Here is a 23476-nt window from a genome sequence, read left to right on the forward strand (position 1 = left end):
CTCCTAGTTTTTCACTAGTTTTATAAGCTAGTTATTACTGGCTACTAGCCGCTCGCTAATATCAAATACGGTATAAGACAGGGTTAACTCTTCTACATCACTGGGTAATTCAGTATCTACATAAAACAATAATGTAAACTCCAGCTCTTCACCTGCCTTTAACGGTTGCTGATCAAAGCAAAAACACGCTATTTTGTGTAAATACTTGGCCGCTTTTCCTGGTGCTACCGACGGTATAGCCTGCATTACTTTATCTTCATTGCTATTATTTTTAGCGCTAAACTTAACTTCACGCATGGCCCCAGGCTTTACATCTACACTGTACTCTTTAGATTTAACTTCAAAAGGCGCACCACTTTGCGCATGCGTAGTGAAACTAACGCTGACTTCTCTATTTTCAGTGACCAAGGTACTTTGCTGTGCCTGCTCTAACGAGGGCTTACCATTAAGCCCCGTTATATCGCAAAACACGTCATACAAAGGGACCATGGCAAATGCAAATGCAAACATTGCAATGCAAATCACCACCAACTTTTTTAATAACGGCAAGTGAGTCATTATTTAATGTCCGGCGGCGTTGAGAACGTATGATAAGGCGCAGGTGAATCAACTTCCCATTCAAGCCCCTCAGCTCCATCCCAAACTTTTGCAGGCACTTTGTCGCCCCCTTTTGCACATTTATACACAACCACCACAAATAATAATTGCGATAAACCAAAGGCAAACCCACCTATACTAATAATGGCGTTAAAATCAGCAAACTGTAGCGCATAATCTGGAATACGGCGTGGCATACCGGCTAACCCAACAAAATGCATTGGGAAAAACAGCACATTTACACTTATTAACGACAACCAAAAATGCCATTTTGCTAAGGTAATATTGAACATGTTTCCGGTCCATTTTGGCAGCCAATAATAAGCCCCCGCCATAATAGAAAACACCGCGCCCGTTACGAGTACATAATGAAAGTGTGCAACCACAAAATAGGTATCATGATATTGGAAATCGGCAGGTGTAATCGCTAGCATCAACCCCGAAAAACCACCTAAAGTAAACAACACAATAAATGCGATACTAAACAGCATTGGCACTTCAAAGCTAATAGACCCGCGCCACATAGTCGCTACCCAGTTAAATACTTTTACGCCGGTAGGTACCGATATCAGCATAGTCGCGTACATAAAAAACAACTCACCCGCCACGGGCATACCAGTGGTAAACATATGATGCGCCCACACAATAAAGCTCAACAAGGCAATGGAGGAGGTGGCATACACCATAGAGGCATAACCAAATAGTTTTTTACGTGAAAAGGTGGGAACAATCGTAGAAATAATGCCAAAGGCAGGCAAAATCATAATATAAACTTCAGGGTGACCAAAAAACCAAAAAATATGTTGGAACATCACCGGATCGCCACCACCAGCGGCATCAAAGAAACTGGTCGCGAAGTATTTATCGGTGAGCACCATAGTAACTGCACCAGCAAGTACCGGCATAACTGCAATAAGTAAAAACGCCGTGATCAACCATGTCCACACAAATAACGGCAGCTTCATCCACGTCATACCCGGAGCACGCATATTTACTATGGTGACCACCACATTAATGGCCCCCATAATCGAACTAATACCCATAATATGCACAGCAAATACAAACATTGCTGTGTTGTCGTTACTATAAGTGGTGGAAAGCGGCGCGTAAAAGGTCCAACCAAATGCAGGGCCACCACCGGGCATAAATAATGAAGCTAATAGGATTAAAAACGCAAACGGTAAAATCCAAAAGCTCCAGTTATTCATTCTCGGTAAGGCCATATCTGGCGCACCAATCATTAGCGGGATCATCCAGTTTGCCAAGCCGGTAAAGGCTGGCATAACCGCACCAAACACCATTATTAAACCATGCACTGTGGTCATTTGATTAAAAAAGTGAGGATCAACCAGTTGTAGGCCCGGCTGAAATAACTCAGCTCGAATAACCATGGCCATTGCCCCACCAAGTAAAAACATGGTGAGTGAAAAAATTAAATATAAGCTACCTATATCTTTATGGTTGGTTGTAAATAACCAGCGCTTAAAGCCTGTGGCAGGTTGATGGGCATGATGAGCCTCATTGGTATTAGGTTGTTCTGCAATGCTACTCATTATTTAGCCTCCCCATCAGCATCCAGTGCCGCTTGTATCTCGCTCGGTTGAATTACATCACCAGTGTCATTACCCCACGCGTTGCGTTTATAGGTAATAACAGCTGCTATTTGCTTGATTGATAATTGCTTTGCGAAAGACTGCATAGCCGTACCTGGTTTACCGTGGAGCAAAATATCTATATGCCCTTTGATATCACCTATGACTATTGGGCTGCCTTTAAGAGCCGGAAAAACACCCGGCAAACCTAATCCTGTTGGCTGATGGCACGCCGCGCAGCTCGCCATATAAACCTGCTCACCAAGCGCCATCAGCTCTTCTTTTGGTACAACTTGGTCTAATAACGCAGCGTCTGCTTCAGCTGCTTTTTGCTTGGCTTGTTTAGCCTCTGCTAACCACGTTTTGAAGTCTTCTTCTGTTTTAGCTTCTACCACAACAGGCATAAAACCATGATCTTTACCGCAAAGCTCTGCACACTGCCCACGGTAAGTACCAACCTCATTAATATTGGTCCATGTTTCGTTAATAAACCCAGGGTTTGCATCTTTTTTAACGGCAAAGTCAGGCACCCACCATGAGTGAATAACATCATCTGAAGTCATTAAAAAACGTACTTTTTGATTAATTGGTAGTACCAGCGGTTTATCGACCTCGAGTAAATAATTCGGGTTTTTATCAGCAAGGTTGGTTATTTCATTTTGAGGTGTAGCTAGCATGGAATAAAACTCAACGTCCTCCCCCATATACTCGTAATGCCACTTCCACTGTGAGCCTGTAATTTTAATGGTGAGATCAGCTTTGCTGGCATCCTCCATGGCAATTAAGGTTTTAGTCGCAGGAATGGCCATAACAATTAATATGACAAAAGGGATCGCAGTCCACAGTATTTCTACTTTGGTGCTTTCATGGAATTGGGCAGGGACAGCCCCTTTAGATTTGCGATGATGAATGAGTGCCCAAAACATAATGGCAAACACGATCACCCCAATCACACAACATATTAAAAAAATAGTCATGTGCAGTTGGTATACATTATTACTTATATCGGTTACGCCTTTACGCATATTATATTGGCTATTAGCAAGCACATTCTGCGAAAAAACAAACAATATAAGCCACAAGGAAGAACTCAGCTTACCCATGTGACGGCTCCTTTGATGCTATTGCTGACGCAAAGCGAAGAGGCATACGGCTTAAACGCCTATTCGTTATTTTTATTTTTTATAAGGGTGCTGGATTTAGTAAATGTGTGTTCTCAAAACGACTAAGCTGTGAGTTATTTTTATTCCAGCTCTTTAATAACTAGTTAAAAAATAAACAATAAGCAAGGTGAGTATGAAAAATAAACAAGGTGTATTTTTTAAAATGCGCAGCTAAAAAAATAGCAACTAGTCAGGCAATTAATCTAAGAGTCAGGTTTAGTAAGGGGTGTATTGAAATTACAGGATAGAAATATAAAAAATTGTTAACTTAAAAAAGCAGAGTAAATTTGTTTATTTATAAAGCATTTAGTGATTTTATTTATGATAGGAGAAGCACTTAACAACATATAGTCATACATTTGATAAGTTAGACATTGTGCTGCTAACAAACCCAGCGCCTAATCACTATTAAGCGCTAAATTATGCTTTAATACTACATCCAGTCAGCGTTACGAATAACACCTACCGCTAAGCCTTCAATATTGAACGACTCATTTTCTAAATCGACCTCAATAGCTGAAAACTCATCATTTTCAGCATGTAAGAGTACTTTTCTGCCCGCTTTTTCTAAACGCTTCACGGTTACATCGTCGTCAACACGGGCAACAATAACTTGTCCATTTTCGGCAACTTGGGTTTTATGCACAGCAAGTAAATCACCATCCATAATACCAATGTCTTTCATACTCATACCGTTAACACGCAATAAAAAATCGGCCGCAGGTTTAAACATTAAAGGGTCAATTTTACAGTGGCTTTCTACATGCTGTTGCGCCAATATTGGCTCACCGGCAGCAACCCTGCCAATTAAAGGCAAGCCCAACTGCTCTGGCTCCTCTTCTTCAACAAGCTGAATGCCCCGACTCGCGCCTGGCTTCATTTTAATAACACCTTTTTTGGCCAGTGCTTTTAAGTGTTCTTCTGCAGCATTCGCACTTTTAAAACCCAGTGTTTGTGCAATTTCGGCACGTGTAGGAGGCATACCAGTGTCTTTAATAAACACTTTAATGAGTTCGAGTATTTGCGCTTGGCGTTTCGTTAATGGTCGCATACAACTGGTTTTCCATACAGTACAATTAACTGTGAGTATATACAGTTATTTAAAAATCGCAAATATAAATTAATGCCTTATATGCCGTTATCATCAAACAATAACCTACTTTAAAAGCAGGGTGATAAATGTAATTATTAGCAACGCATTATCATATTAATAAATTTTAATTCTCAATTACATATCCAAGGAGCTAGCATGAGTATTTGGCATCAACCGATTACATTAGAGTTTTGTAAGCAATTAGATCAAGGTATTACAGGCCAAGGGACACTCATGAAAACCATGGGAATAGAGATCAGTGAAATTGGTGATGACTACTTAGTGGCAACTATGCCGGCAATTCCAGAGCATCATAACCCTATGGGTATCGTTCATGGTGGTGCAAATGTGGTGCTTGCTGAAACAGTAGCAAGTTATGCCGCTAATTTTGTGGTTGATTTCAATCGATTTTATTGTGTTGGCCAAGAAATCAGTGCAAGTCATTTAAAGGCATCACGCAATGGCACATTAACGGCCACAGCGAGAGCTTATCATATCGGCAAGCGCAGCTCGGTTTGGGATATTAAAATAACCAATAGCCGCAATGAGCTTTGCTGCGTATCACGTATGACCGCAGCCGTAGTAGAGCGAAAAGGCTAGTAAGTCAATTAACCAAGGTTGAAATTAAATTACTTTTCGAAAGGGTAAATAGTAATTTCTACGCCTGCACCAATTGCAGATATACGTAACAAGGTATCTGCATGTAAGGCTTGGTTAAAGCATTTTGGCGAAGTGCCAGACTCAAAACCCATATCGAATGTTCTGCGTGAACAACTCAACCATTGCTTTAATGCATTGCGTGAACACGACTCGATTAACTCACACAAGTGATTAATCGCTTTATCTGGCGTGGTTATTTCACCTGCAACCTCAATGCGAGCAAGTTGACGGTATTCGTCTTTATCATAATGTAAAATAGTTGCGACCTTTTTTAAATCAGCAACTAATACGCTAATATCTTGCTTTGACTCAAGCTCTAGATCTACATTTAAAAATTGAATTTCCGACATTATCTCGTTTTTACCCTCTATTAATCTCATTGCAAACTTTAACGCAGTTTTACCGTTATACCAAATCAACAACGCAGGAATCACTGCATTAACGCGTTTTTAGCGTTAGCCTCTGAATATTGCCCACTATTTACTCCTAAAAAACGCCCTACACAAAATACGCAAATTAAAATTAAAGCATGCCGGCGACAGTTTACTTTTTTATTCTAGGCCTTAAACTAGCCGCTCCTGTAGTTCACGTATGTGATGGATATGATTCGGTTTATTTTAGCTTTGTTGGCTTGCTGTGCTTGTTTTTCAGCAATGGGCGAACAATTTACGCGGTTTTCGAGTGCCAAAAAGTACTTAATTAATACCCTTCCCGAAAACGCTAAAAGTATTTATTGTGGTTGCAATATAAAAAAACAAGGCAAAAAGTTAGTACCCGATCCTACCCATTGTGGCTACGTGCCTCGCAACACACTAACCCGCTCAGGCAAAGTAAATCAACGTGCATTGCGAATTGAATGGGAACATATTGTCCCTGCATGGGAATTCGGTCACCAGTTACAATGTTGGCAAGATGGTGGGCGTAAAAACTGCCGCAAAGTTAGCGCTAAGTTTCGCATGATGGAAGCCGATATAAACAATTTAGCCCCTGCAATTGGTGAAATTAACGCCGATCGCTCAAACTACCGCTTTGGCATGTTAGCCCAAAACGCGACGCAATATGGTCGCTGTGAGGTTAAAGTTAATTTTAAACAACGTGTTGTTGAACCGCCTGTTCATGCACGTAAACGCATTGCCGATGCGTACGCTTACATGCAAAAAACGTATGGTTTAAAAATTTCAGCTAAACAACAAAAGCTATTTAATGCTTGGCAACAACAAGCTTATGCTGCTAACACAAATAGTAAAAAGCTGTAAGTTTAAATTAAAAGCATGCAACACACGCTTTTAATTAACCTATAACGCTTGGTGTGGTCCAAATATTTCGTAGTGAATGTTTGAGCTTTGCACACCTAAATCAAGTAACTGGCCTTTTACGTAAGCCATAAATGATGCTGGTCCACACAAATAAAATGCCCCTTCGCTAATAGGTAATGATGCCTCAAGCACCGTTAAATCCATTAGCCCAGTGAAATCACACTCCTCGCCACCTTGATTAAACCAAGTAAATGTTTTTAGCTGTGGATGCATTGCCGTTTGCTGCGCTAAATACCCTTTAAATGAAAATTCGCGGCTATTTTCACACGCGTGCAAATAACTAATCGCTTGATTTTTATCACCACTAAGTAGCGTTTGCAGCATCGCCATCATCGGGGTTTGGCCAACGCCTGCTGAAATAAGTACCACTGGAGTTGCCTCATTTTTTAAAATAAAATCTCCTGCTGGCGGGTATAACTCTACTCGTGCGCCTTGCTCTAGTGAGTGTAAAAAATTAGACACCACGCCAGGCTTTGGTTGGCACTCTTTTTTAACGCTAATACGATAGTTTTTAGCATTGCTCTTTTGCGAAATAGAATACTGGCGGATCTCTTCATATTCTGCGCCCTCAGGCTTAACTTTAATGCCAATGTACTGTCCTGGCTTGTAGGTAATAACTGCTTTACCATCCACAGGTGTCAGCGTAAAACTAGTTACGAATTCAGATTCAACATGTTTATCAGTAATTTCAAACTGGCGCGTGCCTGCCCAGCCACCATGGTTGTTTTTACTGTGCGCATACAATGCCGCTTCTTCGGTAATACAAATATCAGCAAGTACACCGTAAGCTTCGCGCCACGCATATTCAACATCGGCAGTAAACTGCTCAGGAATAAGCTCTTTTAACGTACCGATTAAATGTGCGCCCACAACAGGATAATGCTCGGGTAAAATATTTAAGCTGGTATGCTTATGATTAATTCGCGCTAGCGCCTCTTTTAACACAGCTAAATTATCAATATTTTGCGCGTACGCAGCCAATGCATTAAATAATGCAAATTGCTGACGACCCGTTTCTTGATTAGTCATATTAAAAATATGTTTAAGCTCGGGATTATGACTAAATAAACGCTTGTAAAAATGATCAGTAACAACCGTACCTGCCTCTGCTAATAAAGGAACAGTACTTTTAACTATTTCAATAGTTTTATCAGATAACATCTAGGTTTTCCTACGTGTGAATAATACCCAATTAATAAAATAGGTATAGGTTAACCACGACGCCCATCAACACGACGCTGTGTTAAAATAGGTGTGCTGTGAATTAAAAATAATAAAAAGGCAATTAGCCACAGCCCAGCACTTAGCTGCCAAGCTAGGTGTGGCCCAATAACAAAAGGCAGTAAAGAACGAGTAATCCCAGCCACTAACACTAAAGCAAAAGCAACCGCCATATAATGTGGAATAGTCAAAGAGCGCCCGGTATGCCCATGAGATACGCGTGTCATCATGGCTAAAATCATCATCCCTATGGTACTTATGGTAATGAGGTGTAGTGCATCTTTAAATAAAATAACACTGCTGTAAAAACTCACGGCTACCAGCATTAAACCTACACCTAGTGCCAAGTACGAAAAATGCAAAGACCATAACAAAGGAACTTTAAGTACGTTTTTATCCCACCAATAAAAACTACGAATTAAATGCAGCACAGCAACAACAGCAAGTGCCCAGCCTGGGTTTAGCTGATTAAAAAATAACTGACTAAGAAAAAACACCGCAATACTAAAAACGCTCATATACAGTAATACTGAGTCAACGTTAGCTGTACGTACCTGTGCTGTTAAACCAAGGCCTTTACTGGTAAAAAATGGCAATACACGCCCTGCTACTATGCCAATTAATAAGGTCATCAGTAATACTGCTGTATCAACAATGGCGAGCGCAAACTGCATGTTTTGTTCAATCAGCAGGGCCAAGTAAACAATATTTAACGTACACAGCGCCGCTAATAGCACTAAAAATTGATAGTTATTTTTGCTTTTAGCGGTTAATAACATATTAGCTAATGCTGCAATAACACCTAGCCACCATGCAAGCTGTAACACTAACACCGCATATAAATTAAATTGTGCAAAAGCAGGCAAAGACACAAAAAATGCGCCTCGCGCCCCAAGCCATAACAGCGTTAATAGCATTAACTTTTTGCCACTAATGCTAGGTACTCCAGTCCAAGTTTGCGCGGCGGTAAGTAAAAAACCCACTGCAACAACACCTGCAAAACCAAATAACATTTCGTGGGCATGCCATAATGTAGCGGGGATTGTTAACTGCCAAGTTGCACTACCCGTTAAAATTAATAACCAGTAGCCTATTGAACTAAAAGCCAACAAGCCTGCGGCTAAAAAATAGGGTCTAAATGGCAGCATCCATACTGGCCACTGCGTTATTTGGTAAAAGCGAATATTAGCCGGTACCGGCTGAGATAAATTAATAGGTCGCATTAACGAACTTCCTTCCCCATGCCATGCAGTGCGATACAACGCAGCACATAGCTAATTTTTAAAATAGCAGCAATAACAATAGTGCTAATATGTGCCGAAATTTGCACCGGTATAGAAAAGTAATCGGCAAAAGGGTAGCTAATTAAAATACTGGTTATTAGTAATGCACAACTAGCTGCTAATAATGAGTTTGCCACTAGCAGTAGTTTTTTCAGTAAACAAGCTGTCTCAATTTTGTAGCTTGGATTATGTATAACCAAGGTGTTCATAACGGCCTCAACAACTAATGCACTTAACTACCTATTACACTTATCGTGCCAATAAAATAAACATATATATTTCAATAAACTAACTTATCCACCTTTGCTTTTCATGTCTTTATGACCTACCATAAATCAAACCAAAAAACACATAAGAGTCATTTTGACATGAGCAGCGCAATTAACTTCACTGCCGTAGCGGTAAAGCTGGCTCAAAGCACATTAGATAAAAACTGTTTTGAGCAATTACTTACTGTCCTTGAAACAGTGATTGCCAGTGATGCCAGCGCACTGCTTGAGCTACAAGGTGAGCAGCTCAAGCCACTTGCAATTAAAGGCTTAATGCAAGATAGCCTGGGGCGGCGTTTTAAGCTTAGTGAGCATCCGCGCTTAGAAGCTATTTGTAATACTCAGCAACCACTGCAATTTGCCCATGACTGTCCATTGCCCGATCCGTACGACGGCTTACTACTAGCAAAAACTGGCGACATTCCGGTACATGCTTGCTTAGGTTTACCCCTATTTTATCAACAACAGTTATTAGGTGTGATTACGTTTGACAGCCTAAATGCCAATGCCTTTAACGCTATTAGTGCGCAAACGCTTAGCACCTTACAAACGCTATGCAGCGCACATTTTAAAACGGCATTACAGCTGGCTCATTACAAATTACATGCACAGCATTCTAGCGCCTTAGTGCAAGAGCTTAACCGCGAAGCACTCACCCGTGATGGCGGCGAAATTATTGGTCAAAGCTCAGCAATACAAGCACTTAAAAATGATATAAAACTTGTCGCCGCCTCTAATTTTAGTGTGTTAATTTTAGGCGAAACCGGCGTAGGCAAAGAGCTGGTTGCACGTAATATTCATTTACACTCGAAACGCAGTGAGCAGCCACTTATTCATTTAAACTGTGCTTCGCTTGCTGAAAATCTCGCCGAAAGTGAGTTTTTTGGCCATGCTAAAGGCGCTTTTACTGGGGCGGTTCATGCGCGCCAAGGTAAGTTTCAGCTAGCGCACGGTGGTACTTTATTTTTAGACGAAATAGGCGAGCTACCACTGGTACTACAAAGTAAATTGCTACGGGTATTACAAAGTGGCGAAATACAAACAGTAGGCGAAGACGAAGTGAAATATGTTGATGTTAGAGTGATTGCAGCAACCAATCGCGACCTAAAACACGAAGTAACACAAGGACGCTTTAGAGCCGATTTATACCATAGATTAAGTGTCTACCCGCTAACGGTAGCGCCGTTACGCCAGCGTGAAAACGATGTGGTTTTATTAGCTGGTTTTTTTGTTGAGCAAACCGCACGAAAATTAGCAATAAAACAACTTAAGTTAAGTGTCGATGCACAATTATTGTTAACCCAATATCAGTGGCCGGGTAACGTACGGGAGCTAGAGCATGTAATTAGCCGCGCAGCACTAAAGGCCAAACAAAGCCAATGGCAACAAGCCATTATTACCATAAAGCCCGAGCACTGTGAGCTAAACCTTAGTGCGAGTAATACAACACAGTTATCATTACCTGCTAGTACCACAAACACCACCACTGGCAGTAGCACTAACATAGCAGAGCAAAATTTATCACTTAAGCAAGCAACCGATACCTTTACCCATCATTTAATTAGTCAGCAGCTTGAGCAACATAATTATAACTGGGCAAGTGCAGCACGCACCTTAAAAGTAGACCGTGCAAACTTAGTTCGCTTGGCTAAACGCTTAGGTATTTCAGTCAAAAAGTCGCTATAAAATAGCTATAAAACCGTCAGTTCATCTAAGTTAGGGGCTTTACAGCAAGTAGCCCCCAGCAGAGCAGCAAGCGATTGATAGTGCGGCGAAAAATACAGCAACACTTCACAATGCAGTCCACTTTTTGCGTAATATTTAACGTAAAGTGGTGCGTTGGTAGCCATTGCTAGCTGTTTTATTTTAGCCAGCTCTGCATCTGCAAACATAGCATCACCTAAGTTTTTATAATGCCACATTAGCTTGCTTTATTGGTTTGAAAATAGGTTTTTAACAATTGGCTAAACGCCTGTACCTTTGCGGTACGATGCACCAAATGATGCGTTACTAGCCATATATCAGTACACCAGATTAATTCATTAGATAAAATGGGTACTAAATTAGCGTATTGAGCCGCAACATTGTGCTGTAACCCACCAATTCCTAAGCCTTTAATTACAGCACGCGTAGCTTCTGAGGTTTCTGACACACGCAGTTTTATTTGCGGCGCTGCAATATGCTGATCTACCCATTCAAAATACGGCACCCGCGCATTAAAGCCCGCCACGCCAGAAATAAAGTTATGTTGCTGTAAATCACTCAGCGATTTAGGCATACCATATTTATTAATATATCGCTGATTAGCATATAAACCCGAGTTAAGCTGAGCCAAATGCTGTGCAATATAGTCGCCTTCATCGGGCCTTGGCCCTGCCCGTACGGCAATGTGCGCCTGACCGTGTTCGAGCCGTAAACGCTTTTGCTCTAAAATCATCTCAAGCTGCACTTGTGGATGTAGCGCCTGAAATTGCTCGCACACATCGCCAAGCACATCCATAAAGCCACTAACCGTGGTTAACAGTAAACTGCCGCGCAGTGTGCTATCAGCCGCAGCAATATCATTATGTAACTGCTCAAGAGAGCTGTCGATCACTTGTGCGGTACTAAACAGCTTAGCGCCTGTTTCTGTTGCTTTATAGCCTCGAGCATGGCGATGAAACAAACGTGTGTTTAAGTTTTTTTCAAGATTATTAATTCGCCTAAGCACTGTACTATGGTGCACATTAAGCGCCTCTGCCGCCGCAGTTAAGGTACCTAAACGTGCAACCTCAAAAGCCACTTTAACATCTTGCCAATCTTCAAACTTAACCGCCATACTGTGCCACCTTTAACTTATGTGCATATACGCACATAAGTGTTGCGTTTATTCGGGTTTTCTGCAAGTGATTATTTGTTAAAGTCACATTATACAAACTCATTATCAGGAGCAGCTCATGACAACACCAAAAATTATTGCCCTAGCAGGTAGCTTACGTAAAGATAGCTTTCATCAAAAACTCATTAACGAAGCAGCACGCTTTGCTTTAGAAAGTGGCGCTGAAGTAGAAGTGATTAAACTCGCAGACTTAGCCATTCCTATGTTTGATGAAGATCTCGAGGCACAAGGCACACCAGCCGGTGTACAACAACTTAAAGACAAACTGCGCGCAGCCGATGGCATTTTGCTGGCCAGCCCAGAATATAATGGCTCTATTACCGCCGTGTTAAAAAATGCTATTGATTGGGCATCGCGCACCGAACAAGGCGCAGAGCCTGCATTTGCAAATAAAGTAACCGCCTTATATGCAGCCTCACCAGGTGGGTTGGGCGGTTTACGGGGCTTAAATCATGTGCGTGATATATTATCAGGCATTGGCAGCTTAGTATTAGCGAACCAACTGGCAGTACCGGCTATTCATACTTTATTAGATGACAACGGTCGAATTAGCGACCCCGCTACCGCTGAAAAAGTGGCTGGTCTTGCACAGCAGTTAGTTAGCGTAGCAAGTAAGCTTAAATAAGCAGCCACTATAACTTTGTTGCTGCAAGCTTTGCAGCAATAAAGTCTTCATGGGTAACATACAATAAATTAGCAACACGACGAATAACGTATTCTTCTTGTGAATCAAGTTCTCCATCGGAGTACGCTAAACGCCAAAGTAATTCAACTATATCAATGCGTTGCTGTGCACTACATTGATTGTTAATTTGCTTAGAAAATTGAAAATAATCAATGGCGTCATCTAAGCTTGCACTTGCTTGCTCGGTTAACTCATCTACTGCTTCATCCGTTAAATCAAAATATTTTTTTAATGTTAGACTTAGCGTATGTTGCTCATCAGCCTGTAAATCGTTATCCGCTCGCATTACCTCAATTAATAATGCGGCAACCGCTGTTTTTAAATCATGTTGTTCAATATCATAATCTTGCTGATCAATACTCGAAAAAAGCTGTTTAATTTGCTTGAACATCACATTTCCCCTTTTTGGGTGTTAGACTTATATCATAACGGGTTTAATAGATATGCTGATCACACTACCCAAAATTAAGATGGAGTTAAAGGTTTATGAGTATAAAAGCCAATCATTACATACATGGAATTATTAGCTGGTGTTTATTAACGGGGTGTTTGAGTGTGTCGGCAGAGCAAAGTGAAATGCAGCGACTTTATGATTTTGATGAAAAGGTGCATTATAAGCAAACTCAAATAGACACTAACAATTACCACTTAGAAATACAGTCTGACGACTACCCACATTTTAGAAACCAAAGTGTGTTTTTGTTGCGCCACGCAAATCGTTTATGTCACGATAATCCTTTTATGTTAAAAGTGATTGAGGGCGTGCAGGAGTACCAACGCTTTCCAACTAAACCGCGTGCTTATCAGCCACCGCTCAGTGTATTTGTGCAGTGTGAAATGCCTGCAGAAAAAACCTCAAAAAAATAACACCTCGTTATTTTCAGTAAAACCACTGAGTATTAAAATAGCCTGTGGTTTTACTGTAGTTAACCTGAACTAAGTTAGTTAACGCCATATCCCCACGGCGCAGCCGGTGGTGTGATAGGTTTAGTTAAATCAAAATCAACACGGAATTCGCAACCTTGGCGAATAAGTCGATAAGTGAACTGTTCAGGGTAAATATACATTTGCCATGTATTGCCTACCGATTGCGGTATGCCTTGGCTAACAAATAACTCTTTTGAATACTGATCTGCAGGGAATGACTGCATATTAGCAAAACCCGCATCCACAGTATGACCGCCATACATAGTAGACACATCATCGCTGCCATCTTTATGGCGATGATCGTGCTTTAGGCTCAAACCACTACCTGTTTTAGTAATGATCCACGTACGTGAAGCATCATCACCGACATGAAACGGCACCTGTAACTCACGGTCATTACACTTACGCACATGCATAATTAACTTTTTATCGGCAAATGAACTCGGCCCTGTTGCATTATCAACCGTTACTTTACCCTCGAAAGCTTTACCGCAGTGAGCAGCAATACTATTGAAAAAGCTATCATGACTTGGAATTGATACTAAAGGCGCTGGACGTGCTAATGCAGCAGTGGATGCCAGCATAAACGCTGCAGCTGTTAATAATTTCATAATGTGTCCCTAAACATGTAAAAAATCAGCTTAGCGTTTAAGCAAACACAAAGAAAATAATCACGATGAACAGCAATAAAAATTAACAGAACAATAGGGTTTTACTTTAATTAATTAGTAAAAAATATCGCTTGAAAGAAAATAAGAAATTAAATATCGTTGTTTGATAAAGGAGAAATAACTAATACCAACTCGCTTAATTAAGCGGTCTATTTTGAGGCAGGAAAAACGGGGTGATAGCTAGGCAAAAAATTCGCTATTTAGTTGTTCGAAATTAGAATTTTTTAACACAGATAGCGACACGTTTAGCCTCGCAAAATGATTGAGTATTATTGCGGATTGGTATAAACGTAAAGCCAGTTTTAGCGCGGAGCACATATTTAAATGGAAAAATATATCGGCTTAATAATCATCGTATTACTATTAATTATTCAAAATCGCTACACTCTGCACATATATCAACACCTTGCTGAGCAGCACCCAGAACAATGGAAAAAATTATCACAAAATTCATTAGATGGGACACCCTATGCCAATCTTGCTGAGTCATTTAAAGATGGTTTTTTTTCGACTATCAACGACCCAAAGGTAGTCCGCTACCAGAAATTTAAAACTCTCAATTTATTACTAATGGCAATGATTACATTAGCAAGCTTATTGCGTGGTTTTTTAATATAAGCGATTAAAAAAGCGCAACCTAAGTTGCGCTCCAGTTTCATATGTAAAAGGTTACTGCCACGGTCTCTCTGCGGCTAACTGCTTTTCAAACGCATCAATTTGCGGATTGAGGGTTTCGGTTACACCAATAAAGTCTAAGCCACTTAATAAACGCTCTTTCACGTCTTTGCGAATATCAAAGCGAATTGGCGCAAACTTATTGCTGGTAAGTAACTGGTTTTCAAGATCCACATCAATGTGAATATCGTCGTGCTGTTCACTTAACACAAATAACTCTTCCAGCGTTTGCGCTGGCAATGTAATAGCAAGCATTTGATTGTTACCACAGTTATTAAAGAAAATATCAGCAAAGCTTTCAGCTAAAATCACTTCAAACCCATATTGCTTTAGTGCCCATGGTGCGTGCTCGCGTGATGAGCCACAGCCAAAATTATCGCGGGTTAATAATATTTGCGCACCTTGGTAACAAGGACGATTTAAAATAAATTCAGGGTTTGGCTCGCCATTATCTAAATAACGCCAATCGTAAAACAGTGCTGCATCAAAACCATCACGGCTGGTTGAAGTTAAAAACTGCTTAGGAATAATTTGGTCGGTATCGACGTTGTTTTTATCAAGTGGGGCCATTAAGCCGCTAAAATAGATGCTCATTAAGCTTCTCCTCTAATATCAACAAAGTGACCATGTATTGCAGCTGCTGCCGCCATTGCAGGGCTCACTAAGTGTGTACGCCCGCCGCGCCCTTGGCGACCTTCAAAATTACGATTCGAGGTGGAAGCACAGCGTTTACCAGCTCCTAAACGGTCATCGTTCATAGCTAAACACATCGAACAACCCGGCTCGCGCCACTCAAACCCTGCAGCTTTAAAAATATCGGCTAAGCCTTCATCTTCAGCTTGCTGCTTAACTAAGCCTGAGCCTGGAACAATCAGCGCTTCAATACCAGCTAAAACCTGTTTACCTTCAACAATTTTTGCTGCAGCGCGTAAATCTTCAATGCGGCTGTTGGTGCATGAGCCAATAAATACCGTGTCTACTTTGGCGCTTGATAGTTTATCGCCCGCTTTTAAGCCCATGTATTTAAGCGCACTGCGAATTGCATCGGCTTTAATTAAATCGGTTTCTTTATCTGGATCTGGAATACATTCATCAACGCCAATCACTTGCTCTGGATTAGTCCCCCAAGTAACTTGCGGTTGAATACTGCCTGCATCTAACTCTACTTCTAAATCAAAATGAGCACCATCATCCGTTTTTAAAGTTTCCCAGTAGGCAACAGCGGCATCAAAATCAGCACCTTTGGGTGCAAACGGGCGCCCTTTTAAGTACTCGTAAGTGATTTTATCTGGGGCAATTAAACCTGCCTTGGCACCCATTTCAATGCTCATGTTACACAATGTCATACGGGCTTCCATTGATAGAGCTTCTATGCCTTCACCACAAAATTCAGCCACATAGCCAGTGCCACCAGCAGTGCCTAGCTTACCAATAACCGCCATAATTAAATCTTTAGCTGTTACTGTAGGGCGTAATACACCGTTAATTTGAATTTTTAACGACTTCGCCTTTTTTTGCTGTAGTGTTTGCGTAGCTAATACATGCTCAACCTCTGAGGTACCAATACCATGTGCCAAGGCACCAAACGCACCATGCGTTGAAGTATGACTATCGCCGCAGACTATAGTGGTACCTGGTAAAGTAATCCCCTGCTCAGGGCCAATAACATGTACTATGCCTTGGTTTACTGAATTTAAGTCGTACAGCAAAATGCCAAATTCTTTACAGTTTGCATCCAGTGCCATTAATTGATTTTTAGAGACTTCGCTGGCTGCATCCAGTGAACGACTTTTAGTTGAAACATTATGATCCATGGTGGCAATGGTTTTTTCTGGACAACGCACTTTACGATTTTTTTCACGTAAACCGGCAAATGCTTGTGGTGACGTCACTTCGTGTACTAAATGACGGTCAATATAAAGTAAATCGGTTTGCTCATTAATGCTGGCAACGGTATGTGCTTGCCAAATTTTATTGTATAAGGTTTGGGCCACTTGCTAACTCCCTGATCTGATTGAGCCACAGCCTGACGGTGCTGTGGCTTTAATAATTAAATGCGTGAAACGATGGCCGCTGCTACATCGGTGGTGGTATAGCCGCCCTGCGGATAAATATCTGGCGTTCCCACACCGGCTTCAACCGCCTCTGCGACTGCTTTTTCAATGGTGCGAGCCGCTTCGTCTTGGCCTAATGAGTAACGTAGCATTAAGGCGGCACTTAAAATTTGTGCGATTGGGTTTGCCACCCCTTTTCCGGCGATATCAGGCGCTGAACCACCCGCGGGTTCATACAAGCCAAAGCCTGATTGATTCAAACTTGCCGACGGTAATAACCCCATCGAACCGGTGATCATCGCGCACTCGTCCGATAAAATATCACCAAATAAATTATCGCAAAGTAATACATCAAATTGGCTAGGTTGCTTAACCAGCTGCATTGCTGCGTTATCTACATAAATGTAATCTAAGCTCACTTCTGGAAAGTCTTTACTCACTTCGGTTACCACTTCGCGCCATAAAACGCTTGATGCTAAAACATTGGCTTTATCAACCGAGGTCACATGATTGCTGCGCAACTTAGCGGCCTCAAAAGCAAAACGTGCAATACGCTCTATCTCTTTACGTGAATAAGTTTGCGTATCAAATGCAGTTTCTTCTGCCCCTTCGCCACTGCGACCTTTCTCACCAAAATAAATACCACCCGTTAGCTCGCGCACACATAAAATATCAAAGCCTTTTTCGCTAATATCAGCACGTAGTGGTGATGCAGCGCTTAATGCGGGTAACAACTGAGCAGGGCGTAAGTTACAAAACAAACCAAAGTGCTTGCGCAGTGGTAACAGTGATGCGCGCTCCGGTTGGTCATTCGGTGGTAAATGCTCCCACTTAGGGCCACCCACGGAGCCGAATAAAATAGCATCGGCGTTTTCACATGCTTTTAAAGTGGTATCAGGAAGGGCTTTGCCAAACTCATCAATCGCTGCTCCGCCAATCGCGTGGTGTTCACGGTTCAGAGTAAAACCAAACTTATCACTTACTGCATCAAGCACTTGCTCTGCAGCTGCCATAACTTCTGGGCCAATACCGTCGCCCGCTAATACGGCAACGCTGTAATGTGTTTTACTCATCCTGCTTTCCTTTGTTGTTTTAAATCAGACACTTTTTGTGCTCGATAAATTAAGTTATAAACCCGAACCATAGCGCGTACTGAGGCTTCGACCACATCGGCCGCAATACCGGCACCGTGATAAGGACGGCCATCATATTTAGCAATAATATTCACTTGTCCTAATGAGCTTGCACCTTGGCCGGTGGCCTCTAAATTGTATTCAATCATTTCAACGCTCATACCAGTTAAGCGCTCAATGGCTGCAAATGAGGCTTCTACCGGGCCGTTACCTGTGGCCGCTTCTTGTTTTGCTTCGCCATCAATCAACAAACCTATCGTTGAGCTGGCTACCGATTGAGAGTTCGACGTAGAGTGAACAAACTCTAATTGATATTTTTCATCTTTGTCGCTGATTTGATTAAAGTAAATCATTGCTTCTAGGTCGTAGTCATATACTGTGCCTTTTTGGTCAGCTAACGCAACGAAACTTTGGTATAAGCTATCCATGTCGTAATCAGATTTTTGATAACCTAACTCTTCTAAGCGGTGCTCTATAACATGACGCCCTGAACGCGAGGTCATATTTAATTGATTACTTGGCACACCCACACTTTCAGGTGACATAATTTCATAGGTATTTTGCGCTTTTAAGACACCATCTTGGTGAATACCTGAACTGTGGGCAAACGCATTTTCGCCAACAATCGCTTTATTTGGCTGTACCGGCATATTACAAATTTTGGCTACTTGGCGAGAGGCGCGGTAAATTTCTTCGCTTTTTATATCGGTATATACGTTTAAATGGTCTTTGCGCATTTTCATGATCATCGCCACTTCTTCAAGTGAACAATTACCCGCGCGCTCCCCTATACCATTAATGGTGCATTCGATTTGGCGCGCACCGGCTTGAACGGCAGCAACAGAGTTAGCAACGGCTAAGCCTAAGTCGTTATGGCAATGCACACTTAAACGGGCTTTATCAATATTTGGCACGTTGTTCATTAAATGACGGATCATTGCTGCGTATTCATCTGGCGTTACAAAACCGACGGTATCTGGCAAGTTAATCGTGGATGCACCGGCATTAATAGCTTGCTCAACTATTTTGCATAAATCCCAATGTGGTGTACGTCCTGCGTCTTCACATGAAAATTCCACATCATCAGTGTAATTACGGGCTAATTTAATAGATTTAACCGCCATTGCAGTGGCATCATCAAGGCTCATTCGCAACTTGTGTTCAAGATGAAGCGGGCTGGTTGCAATAAAAGTATGAATACGGCTTTGCTGTGCACTGCGAAGCGCCTCACCACAGGCTTCAATATCTTTGGCAACCGAGCGTGCTAAGCCACAAATAATAGGGCCTTTTACTTCAGTGGCAATTCGCTGCACTGAGCGAAAGTCAGCGGGGCTCGAAACCGGAAAGCCCACTTCCATGACATCCACATTTAAGCGGCTAATGGTATGTGCTAGTTGAATTTTATCATCTTCAGTCAGGCTTGCTTTAAGTGCCTGTTCGCCATCACGTAAGGTGGTATCAAAAATCCATACTTTATCTTGCTCTTGCATAACTGCCCCTCATTCCTGTGTTAACCAAATTTCGATTTATCCCTGCAGCGAGATAAAAAAAACCCCGCAATTGCGGGGTTTTGTTGTTTAGCTCAATGCAAACACACTAATCCCCGCTCACTTGCCACAGCAGTAAGAGGTTTAGTTTTAGTGTAATTAAACGATTAGTTTGCATTTGTTTTCTTGTGTGTGTGTCCAATGAGGCTTATTTTTATCATTGCAGCGCAGTAGGTGCAAGCATAAAAATGCCATAAAAATAATTACACAAGACTTTTAAGGGATTTAAAATTCAACAAATAGATAAAAAAGAGATAAAAAATTCAACCTCAGAGGGCGTGGCGTTTAAATTAACAAGCACCGTAAAGTACAGTGCTTATTTTAACTTTTTTTAATATTTACTCTTTCTTTTCTGCGCGTACGTAATTTGACGCACCACGAGTAATATAGCGTAACTGCCAAATAACTCGCTCAATTAATTCATCGCGTTGCTGACCTTCAATATCTAGCGCTTCGGCGCCAGCATTAAATACCAACGTAACCATAGCCTCTGCCTGAATATACGCATGAATCGCATCACAGGGCGTTTCACTTTCTAAATAATGAGCAAGCTCTAAAATAAAGTGTTTCACTTCACGTGCTACTGCCGCTCTAAATGCTTTTGAGGTACCCGAGCGCTCACGCAGCAATAACCTAAATTGATTACTAGAGTTATCAATAAACTCCATAAAAGTAACCACAGAGGTGTTGATGACACTGCCACCACTGGCTATTCGTCTGCGTGCTTGGCGCATCAGCTGACGCAGCGTTAAACCCGCTTCATCAACCATGGTTAAACCTAGCTCGTTCATATCTTTAAAGTGACGATAAAAAGAGGTGGGCGCAATACCGGCTTCGCGCGCTACTTCACGCAAGCTCAAATTTGAAAAGCTATGATCAGCACTAAGCTGATTAAAAGCAGCTTCAATTAATGCTTGTCGTGTTTTTTGTTTCTGTTGTGCTCTAACGCCCGACATCAACAGCTCCCTGAATGAATTTGTAATAAATTTTTAATTAAAAAAATAGCTAATAGTACAGTCTAATACTTGACGGCAGCAGATTGAAATATTATTTTAGCGTACAGTTGTACGCTGAGAAATGAGAAAGATGAAAAAACCACCACTTATATGGACCAACGTCCTTTTCTTTAGCCTGACGTTTTTGGCTGCTGTTACACTTGTACCTTGGTATGGGTTTAACTATGGCTTTACAGGCACACAATGGGCTGCTTTTGTAGCTTGCATGTTTTTCGCGGGATTATCGATCACTGCGGGTTACCATCGTTTATGGGCGCACAAAACTTACAACGCACACCCGGTCGTTGAATTTATTTTTGCCTTAGGCGGCGCGTTTGCTTTGCAAAACAGTGCACTGCATTGGAGCAGCGATCATCGTATTCACCACGGTCAAGTTGATGACCCTGTAAAAGACCCTTATGCCGCTACCAACGGCTTTTGGTATAGTCACATTGGCTGGATGCTGCGCGACTACCAAGGCGATAGCTACGGTGATTACAGCAATTGCCGCGACCTACAACGCAATAAAATTGTGATGTGGCAACATAAACATTATTTAAAGCTGGTAGTTGCCATGAATGTTGGTTTACCACTGGTATTAGGTTTAATGTTAGGTGATGTGTGGGGCATGTTATTACTAGCGGGATTACTTCGTTTAGTACTGAGCCAGCATTTTACCTTTTTTATTAACTCTGTTGCGCACATTTGGGGTTCTCGCCCTTACACAGAAAAAAATACCGCACGCGATAATGGCTTTTTAGCCTTATTTACTTATGGGGAGGGTTATCATAACTTTCATCATATTTTTGCGAGCGATTACCGCAATGGCATTAAATGGTTTCATTACGACCCAACTAAATGGATGATCCGCTCGTTAGCTGCACTTGGTTTAGCGAGTAAATTAAAGCGCACACCGGTTGAGCGCATAGAAAAAGCTAAAGCAGAAACCTTGATGAGCAAAACGCAAGGTCGACTCGCAAAATTGCCTTTAGCGCAAGATAAGCTTACATTATTACAACAAGAGTACGATTTGTTGCTTAAAAAACTGCAAAATTATTGCTCATTACAAAAACAAGTGTTGGAAGCTAAAAAAAATAATATGGCAAAGCAGTGTGAAAAGTCGGCATTAATGGCACAATATCACGAGCTTGAAGCCGCCTGGGAAACACAAAAACAGGCATGGCTAGCACTTAATGCGAGGTTATTAAAAGCCTCTTTTAGTTAAAATAGGAGTGGCTGTGGCCAAACAACCAGAAAAGAAAAAAGTACCCGTGACATACCAATATGATGCAATCATTATTGGCACGGGTCCTGGCGGTGAAGGGACCGCTATGAACCTCTCTAAAAGTAACAAAAAAGTAGCAGTTATTGAACGCCAAACAGCCGTGGGTGGTGGCTGTGTACATTGGGGTACCATTCCTTCAAAGGCACTTCGTCATTCTGTTAGTCGCTACATTGAATACAAAGCAAATCCTTTATTTAACGTAGGCGAGCGTCCGGTAAGACTTACCTTTCCTGATATTTTACGCCATGCCAGTTCGGTAATTTCAAAGCAGTCAAACTTACGCAGCAGTTTTTACGATCGTAACCGCATTCATATGTTTCAAGGCGACGCTAGCTTTGTTGATAAGCACACTATTGAAATTAGACGTAATGACGGCTCTACTGAGCGCCTTACTGCACAAACGATTGTCATTGCTACCGGCTCACGACCTTATCGCCCACCAGGGGTTGATTTCACCCACTCACGAATTTACGAAAGTGACACTATTTTAGGCCTTGAACACGACCCTCATCGCGTACTTATATACGGCGCGGGTGTAATTGGCTGTGAATACGCATCTATCTTTAAAGGGCTAGGTGCCAAGGTTGATTTAGTCAATACTCGCGATCGCTTATTGGCGTTCATGGATGCTGAAATATCTGATGCATTAAGCTATCACTTTTGGAATAGCGGTATTGTAATTCGTCATAACGAAGAATTTGATCGCATTGAAACCCGTGATGACTGCGTTGTTATGCATTTAAAATCGGGCAAACGTGTTAAAGCTGACTGTATTTTATTTGCCAATGGCCGAACCGGTAACACTGATACCCTTAATTTAGAAGCCATTGGCTTAAAAGCAGATAGCCGCGGACAGATAAAAGTAAACGAAACCTACCAAACAGAAATAGACAATGTATACGCAGTAGGCGATGTTATTGGCTACCCAAGCCTTGCTAGTGCTGCATTTGACCAAGGTCGAATTGCCGCAGATGCCATTGCTTCTGGTAACTGCGATGAAAAGCTGATTATTGATATTCCAGCCGGTATTTATACTATTCCTGAAATGAGTTCTGTTGGTAAAACAGAGCAGCAATTAACTGCCGCAAAAGTACCGTATGAAGTGGGGCGTGCGCAATTTAAACACTTAGCCCGTGCGCAAATTGCAGGTACCGATGTGGGCAGTTTAAAAATATTATTTCATACAGAAACCAAAGAAGTACTTGGCGTGCACTGCTTTGGTGAGCGTGCCTCTGAAATTGTGCATATTGGCCAAGCTATTATGGAACAAAAAAATGGTGGCAACACCATCGACTACTTTGTAAATACCACGTTTAACTACCCAACGATGGCAGAAGCCTACCGAGTTGCGGCGTTAAATGGCTTAAATCGCTTGTTTAAGTAATATTAAGCACTAGGTAACAAAAAGCCCGCTTGAATCAAGCGGGCTTTT

The 23476-nt window shown here is 41.6% G+C and carries 25 protein-coding genes; 8 read left to right on the forward strand and 17 right to left on the reverse strand.

Going from position 1 to position 23476, the window contains the following annotated elements; all coding sequences use genetic code 11:
* Positions 1-27 precede the first annotated feature (27 nt).
* The 4 genes from ACTRWE_RS02180 to lexA all read right to left on the reverse strand — a co-directional run bounded on the left by ACTRWE_RS02180 (position 28) and on the right by lexA (position 4403).
* The gene (locus ACTRWE_RS02180; RefSeq protein ID WP_013466139.1) at positions 28-558 is read right to left on the reverse strand and encodes a cytochrome c oxidase assembly protein; all 531 of its coding nucleotides are present in this window, start codon (positions 556-558) and stop codon (positions 28-30) included.
* On the reverse strand, positions 558-2150 hold the full coding sequence (gene ctaD, locus ACTRWE_RS02185) for a cytochrome c oxidase subunit I (RefSeq protein WP_462879439.1): 1593 nt from the start codon (positions 2148-2150) through the stop codon (positions 558-560). The genes ACTRWE_RS02180 and ctaD overlap by 1 nt, the downstream gene beginning before the upstream one ends.
* On the reverse strand, positions 2150-3292 hold the full coding sequence (gene coxB, locus ACTRWE_RS02190; RefSeq protein ID WP_036980527.1) for a cytochrome c oxidase subunit II: 1143 nt from the start codon (positions 3290-3292) through the stop codon (positions 2150-2152). Before coxB ends, ctaD begins: the two co-directional genes overlap by 1 nt.
* Before the next feature lie 493 nt (positions 3293-3785).
* Positions 3786-4403, reverse strand: a complete 618-nt coding sequence (gene lexA, locus ACTRWE_RS02195; protein WP_008114166.1) for a transcriptional repressor LexA — start codon at positions 4401-4403, stop codon at positions 3786-3788.
* Positions 4404-4601: 198 nt separating this feature from the next.
* Here lexA and ACTRWE_RS02200 point away from each other — a divergent pair, with 198 nt between their 5' ends.
* Positions 4602-5045 (forward strand): PaaI family thioesterase, encoded by a 444-nt coding sequence (locus tag ACTRWE_RS02200; protein ID WP_013466144.1) that lies wholly within the window; start codon positions 4602-4604, stop codon positions 5043-5045.
* Between the two features lie 29 nt (positions 5046-5074).
* On the opposite strand, the gene ACTRWE_RS02205 is transcribed toward ACTRWE_RS02200, so the two are convergent.
* Positions 5075-5455: a hypothetical protein gene (locus tag ACTRWE_RS02205; RefSeq protein WP_262976926.1), complete on the reverse strand. Its 381-nt coding sequence runs from the start codon at positions 5453-5455 to the stop codon at positions 5075-5077.
* Between the two features lie 252 nt (positions 5456-5707).
* On the opposite strand from ACTRWE_RS02205, the gene ACTRWE_RS02210 reads away from it, so the two are divergent.
* Positions 5708-6361 (forward strand): endonuclease, encoded by a 654-nt coding sequence (locus ACTRWE_RS02210; RefSeq protein WP_462879440.1) that lies wholly within the window; start codon positions 5708-5710, stop codon positions 6359-6361.
* A 39-nt stretch (positions 6362-6400) separates the two neighbouring features.
* Here ACTRWE_RS02210 and hmpA read toward each other — a convergent pair whose 3' ends face one another.
* The 3 genes from hmpA to ACTRWE_RS02225 are packed head-to-tail and all read right to left on the reverse strand — an operon-like array spanning position 6401 to position 9134.
* Positions 6401-7582 carry an NO-inducible flavohemoprotein gene (gene hmpA, locus ACTRWE_RS02215; protein ID WP_462879441.1) on the reverse strand — a complete coding sequence of 394 codons (1182 nt, stop codon included), beginning with the start codon at positions 7580-7582 and terminating at the stop codon, positions 6401-6403.
* 50 nt (positions 7583-7632) lie between these two features.
* Complete coding sequence (locus ACTRWE_RS02220; RefSeq protein ID WP_462879442.1) at positions 7633-8865, reverse strand: NnrS family protein; 1233 nt, start codon at positions 8863-8865, stop codon at positions 7633-7635.
* Positions 8865-9134, reverse strand: coding sequence for a hypothetical protein (locus ACTRWE_RS02225; RefSeq protein WP_011329510.1), 270 nt, complete (start codon positions 9132-9134; stop codon positions 8865-8867). The genes ACTRWE_RS02220 and ACTRWE_RS02225 overlap by 1 nt, the downstream gene beginning before the upstream one ends.
* Positions 9135-9293: 159 nt before the next feature.
* On the opposite strand from ACTRWE_RS02225, the gene norR reads away from it, so the two are divergent.
* Entirely contained in the window at positions 9294-10880 is a 1587-nt protein-coding gene (gene norR, locus ACTRWE_RS02230; RefSeq protein ID WP_462879443.1) for a nitric oxide reductase transcriptional regulator NorR, read from the forward strand.
* Between the two features lie 5 nt (positions 10881-10885).
* On the opposite strand, the gene ACTRWE_RS02235 is transcribed toward norR, so the two are convergent.
* On the reverse strand, positions 10886-11116 hold the full coding sequence (locus ACTRWE_RS02235; RefSeq protein ID WP_076922631.1) for a hypothetical protein: 231 nt from the start codon (positions 11114-11116) through the stop codon (positions 10886-10888).
* Complete coding sequence (locus tag ACTRWE_RS02240) at positions 11116-12012, reverse strand: LysR family transcriptional regulator (RefSeq protein WP_076922630.1); 897 nt, start codon at positions 12010-12012, stop codon at positions 11116-11118. Before ACTRWE_RS02240 ends, ACTRWE_RS02235 begins: the two co-directional genes overlap by 1 nt.
* 118 nt (positions 12013-12130) lie before the next feature.
* Between ACTRWE_RS02240 and ACTRWE_RS02245 the strand changes: the two genes are divergently transcribed.
* Entirely contained in the window at positions 12131-12697 is a 567-nt protein-coding gene (locus tag ACTRWE_RS02245) for an NADPH-dependent FMN reductase (RefSeq protein WP_013466150.1), read from the forward strand.
* 7 nt (positions 12698-12704) lie between these two features.
* On the opposite strand, the gene ACTRWE_RS02250 is transcribed toward ACTRWE_RS02245, so the two are convergent.
* Positions 12705-13148 (reverse strand): tellurite resistance TerB family protein, encoded by a 444-nt coding sequence (locus tag ACTRWE_RS02250; RefSeq protein ID WP_076922629.1) that lies wholly within the window; start codon positions 13146-13148, stop codon positions 12705-12707.
* A gap of 95 nt (positions 13149-13243) precedes the next feature.
* Between ACTRWE_RS02250 and ACTRWE_RS02255 the strand changes: the two genes are divergently transcribed.
* The gene (locus tag ACTRWE_RS02255) at positions 13244-13624 is read left to right on the forward strand and encodes a hypothetical protein (protein WP_138560681.1); all 381 of its coding nucleotides are present in this window, start codon (positions 13244-13246) and stop codon (positions 13622-13624) included.
* A 74-nt stretch (positions 13625-13698) separates the two neighbouring features.
* On the opposite strand, the gene ACTRWE_RS02260 is transcribed toward ACTRWE_RS02255, so the two are convergent.
* Positions 13699-14295: a hypothetical protein gene (locus tag ACTRWE_RS02260; RefSeq protein WP_462879444.1), complete on the reverse strand. Its 597-nt coding sequence runs from the start codon at positions 14293-14295 to the stop codon at positions 13699-13701.
* 384 nt (positions 14296-14679) lie between these two features.
* On the opposite strand from ACTRWE_RS02260, the gene ACTRWE_RS02265 reads away from it, so the two are divergent.
* A complete protein-coding gene (locus tag ACTRWE_RS02265) occupies positions 14680-14973 on the forward strand; it encodes a hypothetical protein (RefSeq protein ID WP_013466154.1) in 294 nt (97 codons plus the stop codon).
* A gap of 51 nt (positions 14974-15024) precedes the next feature.
* On the opposite strand, the gene leuD is transcribed toward ACTRWE_RS02265, so the two are convergent.
* From leuD to fabR, 5 genes are all read right to left on the reverse strand, one after another.
* Entirely contained in the window at positions 15025-15624 is a 600-nt protein-coding gene (gene leuD / locus ACTRWE_RS02270) for a 3-isopropylmalate dehydratase small subunit (protein WP_028834822.1), read from the reverse strand.
* Positions 15624-17024: a 3-isopropylmalate dehydratase large subunit gene (gene leuC, locus ACTRWE_RS02275; protein WP_008465616.1), complete on the reverse strand. Its 1401-nt coding sequence runs from the start codon at positions 17022-17024 to the stop codon at positions 15624-15626. The genes leuD and leuC overlap by 1 nt, the downstream gene beginning before the upstream one ends.
* A gap of 56 nt (positions 17025-17080) precedes the next feature.
* The gene (gene leuB / locus ACTRWE_RS02280) at positions 17081-18157 is read right to left on the reverse strand and encodes a 3-isopropylmalate dehydrogenase (protein ID WP_013466156.1); all 1077 of its coding nucleotides are present in this window, start codon (positions 18155-18157) and stop codon (positions 17081-17083) included.
* Positions 18154-19707 (reverse strand): 2-isopropylmalate synthase, encoded by a 1554-nt coding sequence (gene leuA, locus ACTRWE_RS02285; protein WP_013466157.1) that lies wholly within the window; start codon positions 19705-19707, stop codon positions 18154-18156. Before leuA ends, leuB begins: the two co-directional genes overlap by 4 nt.
* A gap of 395 nt (positions 19708-20102) precedes the next feature.
* Positions 20103-20720, reverse strand: coding sequence for an HTH-type transcriptional repressor FabR (fabR, locus tag ACTRWE_RS02290; protein ID WP_013466159.1), 618 nt, complete (start codon positions 20718-20720; stop codon positions 20103-20105).
* 130 nt (positions 20721-20850) lie between these two features.
* Between fabR and ACTRWE_RS02295 the strand changes: the two genes are divergently transcribed.
* Positions 20851-21984, forward strand: a complete 1134-nt coding sequence (locus ACTRWE_RS02295; protein ID WP_024602170.1) for an acyl-CoA desaturase — start codon at positions 20851-20853, stop codon at positions 21982-21984.
* Between the two features lie 13 nt (positions 21985-21997).
* Positions 21998-23428, forward strand: coding sequence for a Si-specific NAD(P)(+) transhydrogenase (gene sthA / locus ACTRWE_RS02300; protein WP_175610054.1), 1431 nt, complete (start codon positions 21998-22000; stop codon positions 23426-23428).
* The last annotated feature ends 48 nt before the right edge of the window (positions 23429-23476 follow it).

The sequence above is a fragment of the Pseudoalteromonas sp. G5_S1_54_S4 genome, assembly GCF_054968565.1.

Excerpts from the sequence above, each read along its gene's own strand:
- ACTRWE_RS02180 (WP_013466139.1), bottom strand. The coding sequence starts at position 558 with ATGACTCACTTGCCGTTATTAAAAAAGTTGGTGGTGATTTGCATTGCA.
- ctaD (WP_462879439.1), bottom strand. The coding sequence starts at position 2,150 with ATGAGTAGCATTGCAGAACAACCTAATACCAATGAGGCTCATCATGCC.
- coxB (WP_036980527.1), bottom strand. The coding sequence starts at position 3,292 with ATGGGTAAGCTGAGTTCTTCCTTGTGGCTTATATTGTTTGTTTTTTCG.
- lexA (WP_008114166.1), bottom strand. The coding sequence starts at position 4,403 with ATGCGACCATTAACGAAACGCCAAGCGCAAATACTCGAACTCATTAAA.
- ACTRWE_RS02200 (WP_013466144.1), top strand. The coding sequence starts at position 4,602 with ATGAGTATTTGGCATCAACCGATTACATTAGAGTTTTGTAAGCAATTA.
- ACTRWE_RS02205 (WP_262976926.1), bottom strand. The coding sequence starts at position 5,455 with ATGTCGGAAATTCAATTTTTAAATGTAGATCTAGAGCTTGAGTCAAAG.
- ACTRWE_RS02210 (WP_462879440.1), top strand. The coding sequence starts at position 5,708 with ATGATTCGGTTTATTTTAGCTTTGTTGGCTTGCTGTGCTTGTTTTTCA.
- hmpA (WP_462879441.1), bottom strand. The coding sequence starts at position 7,582 with ATGTTATCTGATAAAACTATTGAAATAGTTAAAAGTACTGTTCCTTTA.
- ACTRWE_RS02220 (WP_462879442.1), bottom strand. The coding sequence starts at position 8,865 with ATGCGACCTATTAATTTATCTCAGCCGGTACCGGCTAATATTCGCTTT.
- ACTRWE_RS02225 (WP_011329510.1), bottom strand. The coding sequence starts at position 9,134 with ATGAACACCTTGGTTATACATAATCCAAGCTACAAAATTGAGACAGCT.
- norR (WP_462879443.1), top strand. The coding sequence starts at position 9,294 with ATGAGCAGCGCAATTAACTTCACTGCCGTAGCGGTAAAGCTGGCTCAA.
- ACTRWE_RS02235 (WP_076922631.1), bottom strand. The coding sequence starts at position 11,116 with ATGTGGCATTATAAAAACTTAGGTGATGCTATGTTTGCAGATGCAGAG.
- ACTRWE_RS02240 (WP_076922630.1), bottom strand. The coding sequence starts at position 12,012 with ATGGCGGTTAAGTTTGAAGATTGGCAAGATGTTAAAGTGGCTTTTGAG.
- ACTRWE_RS02245 (WP_013466150.1), top strand. The coding sequence starts at position 12,131 with ATGACAACACCAAAAATTATTGCCCTAGCAGGTAGCTTACGTAAAGAT.
- ACTRWE_RS02250 (WP_076922629.1), bottom strand. The coding sequence starts at position 13,148 with ATGTTCAAGCAAATTAAACAGCTTTTTTCGAGTATTGATCAGCAAGAT.
- ACTRWE_RS02255 (WP_138560681.1), top strand. The coding sequence starts at position 13,244 with ATGAGTATAAAAGCCAATCATTACATACATGGAATTATTAGCTGGTGT.
- ACTRWE_RS02260 (WP_462879444.1), bottom strand. The coding sequence starts at position 14,295 with ATGAAATTATTAACAGCTGCAGCGTTTATGCTGGCATCCACTGCTGCA.
- ACTRWE_RS02265 (WP_013466154.1), top strand. The coding sequence starts at position 14,680 with ATGGAAAAATATATCGGCTTAATAATCATCGTATTACTATTAATTATT.
- leuD (WP_028834822.1), bottom strand. The coding sequence starts at position 15,624 with ATGAGCATCTATTTTAGCGGCTTAATGGCCCCACTTGATAAAAACAAC.
- leuB (WP_013466156.1), bottom strand. The coding sequence starts at position 18,157 with ATGAGTAAAACACATTACAGCGTTGCCGTATTAGCGGGCGACGGTATT.
- leuA (WP_013466157.1), bottom strand. The coding sequence starts at position 19,707 with ATGCAAGAGCAAGATAAAGTATGGATTTTTGATACCACCTTACGTGAT.
- fabR (WP_013466159.1), bottom strand. The coding sequence starts at position 20,720 with ATGTCGGGCGTTAGAGCACAACAGAAACAAAAAACACGACAAGCATTA.
- ACTRWE_RS02295 (WP_024602170.1), top strand. The coding sequence starts at position 20,851 with ATGAAAAAACCACCACTTATATGGACCAACGTCCTTTTCTTTAGCCTG.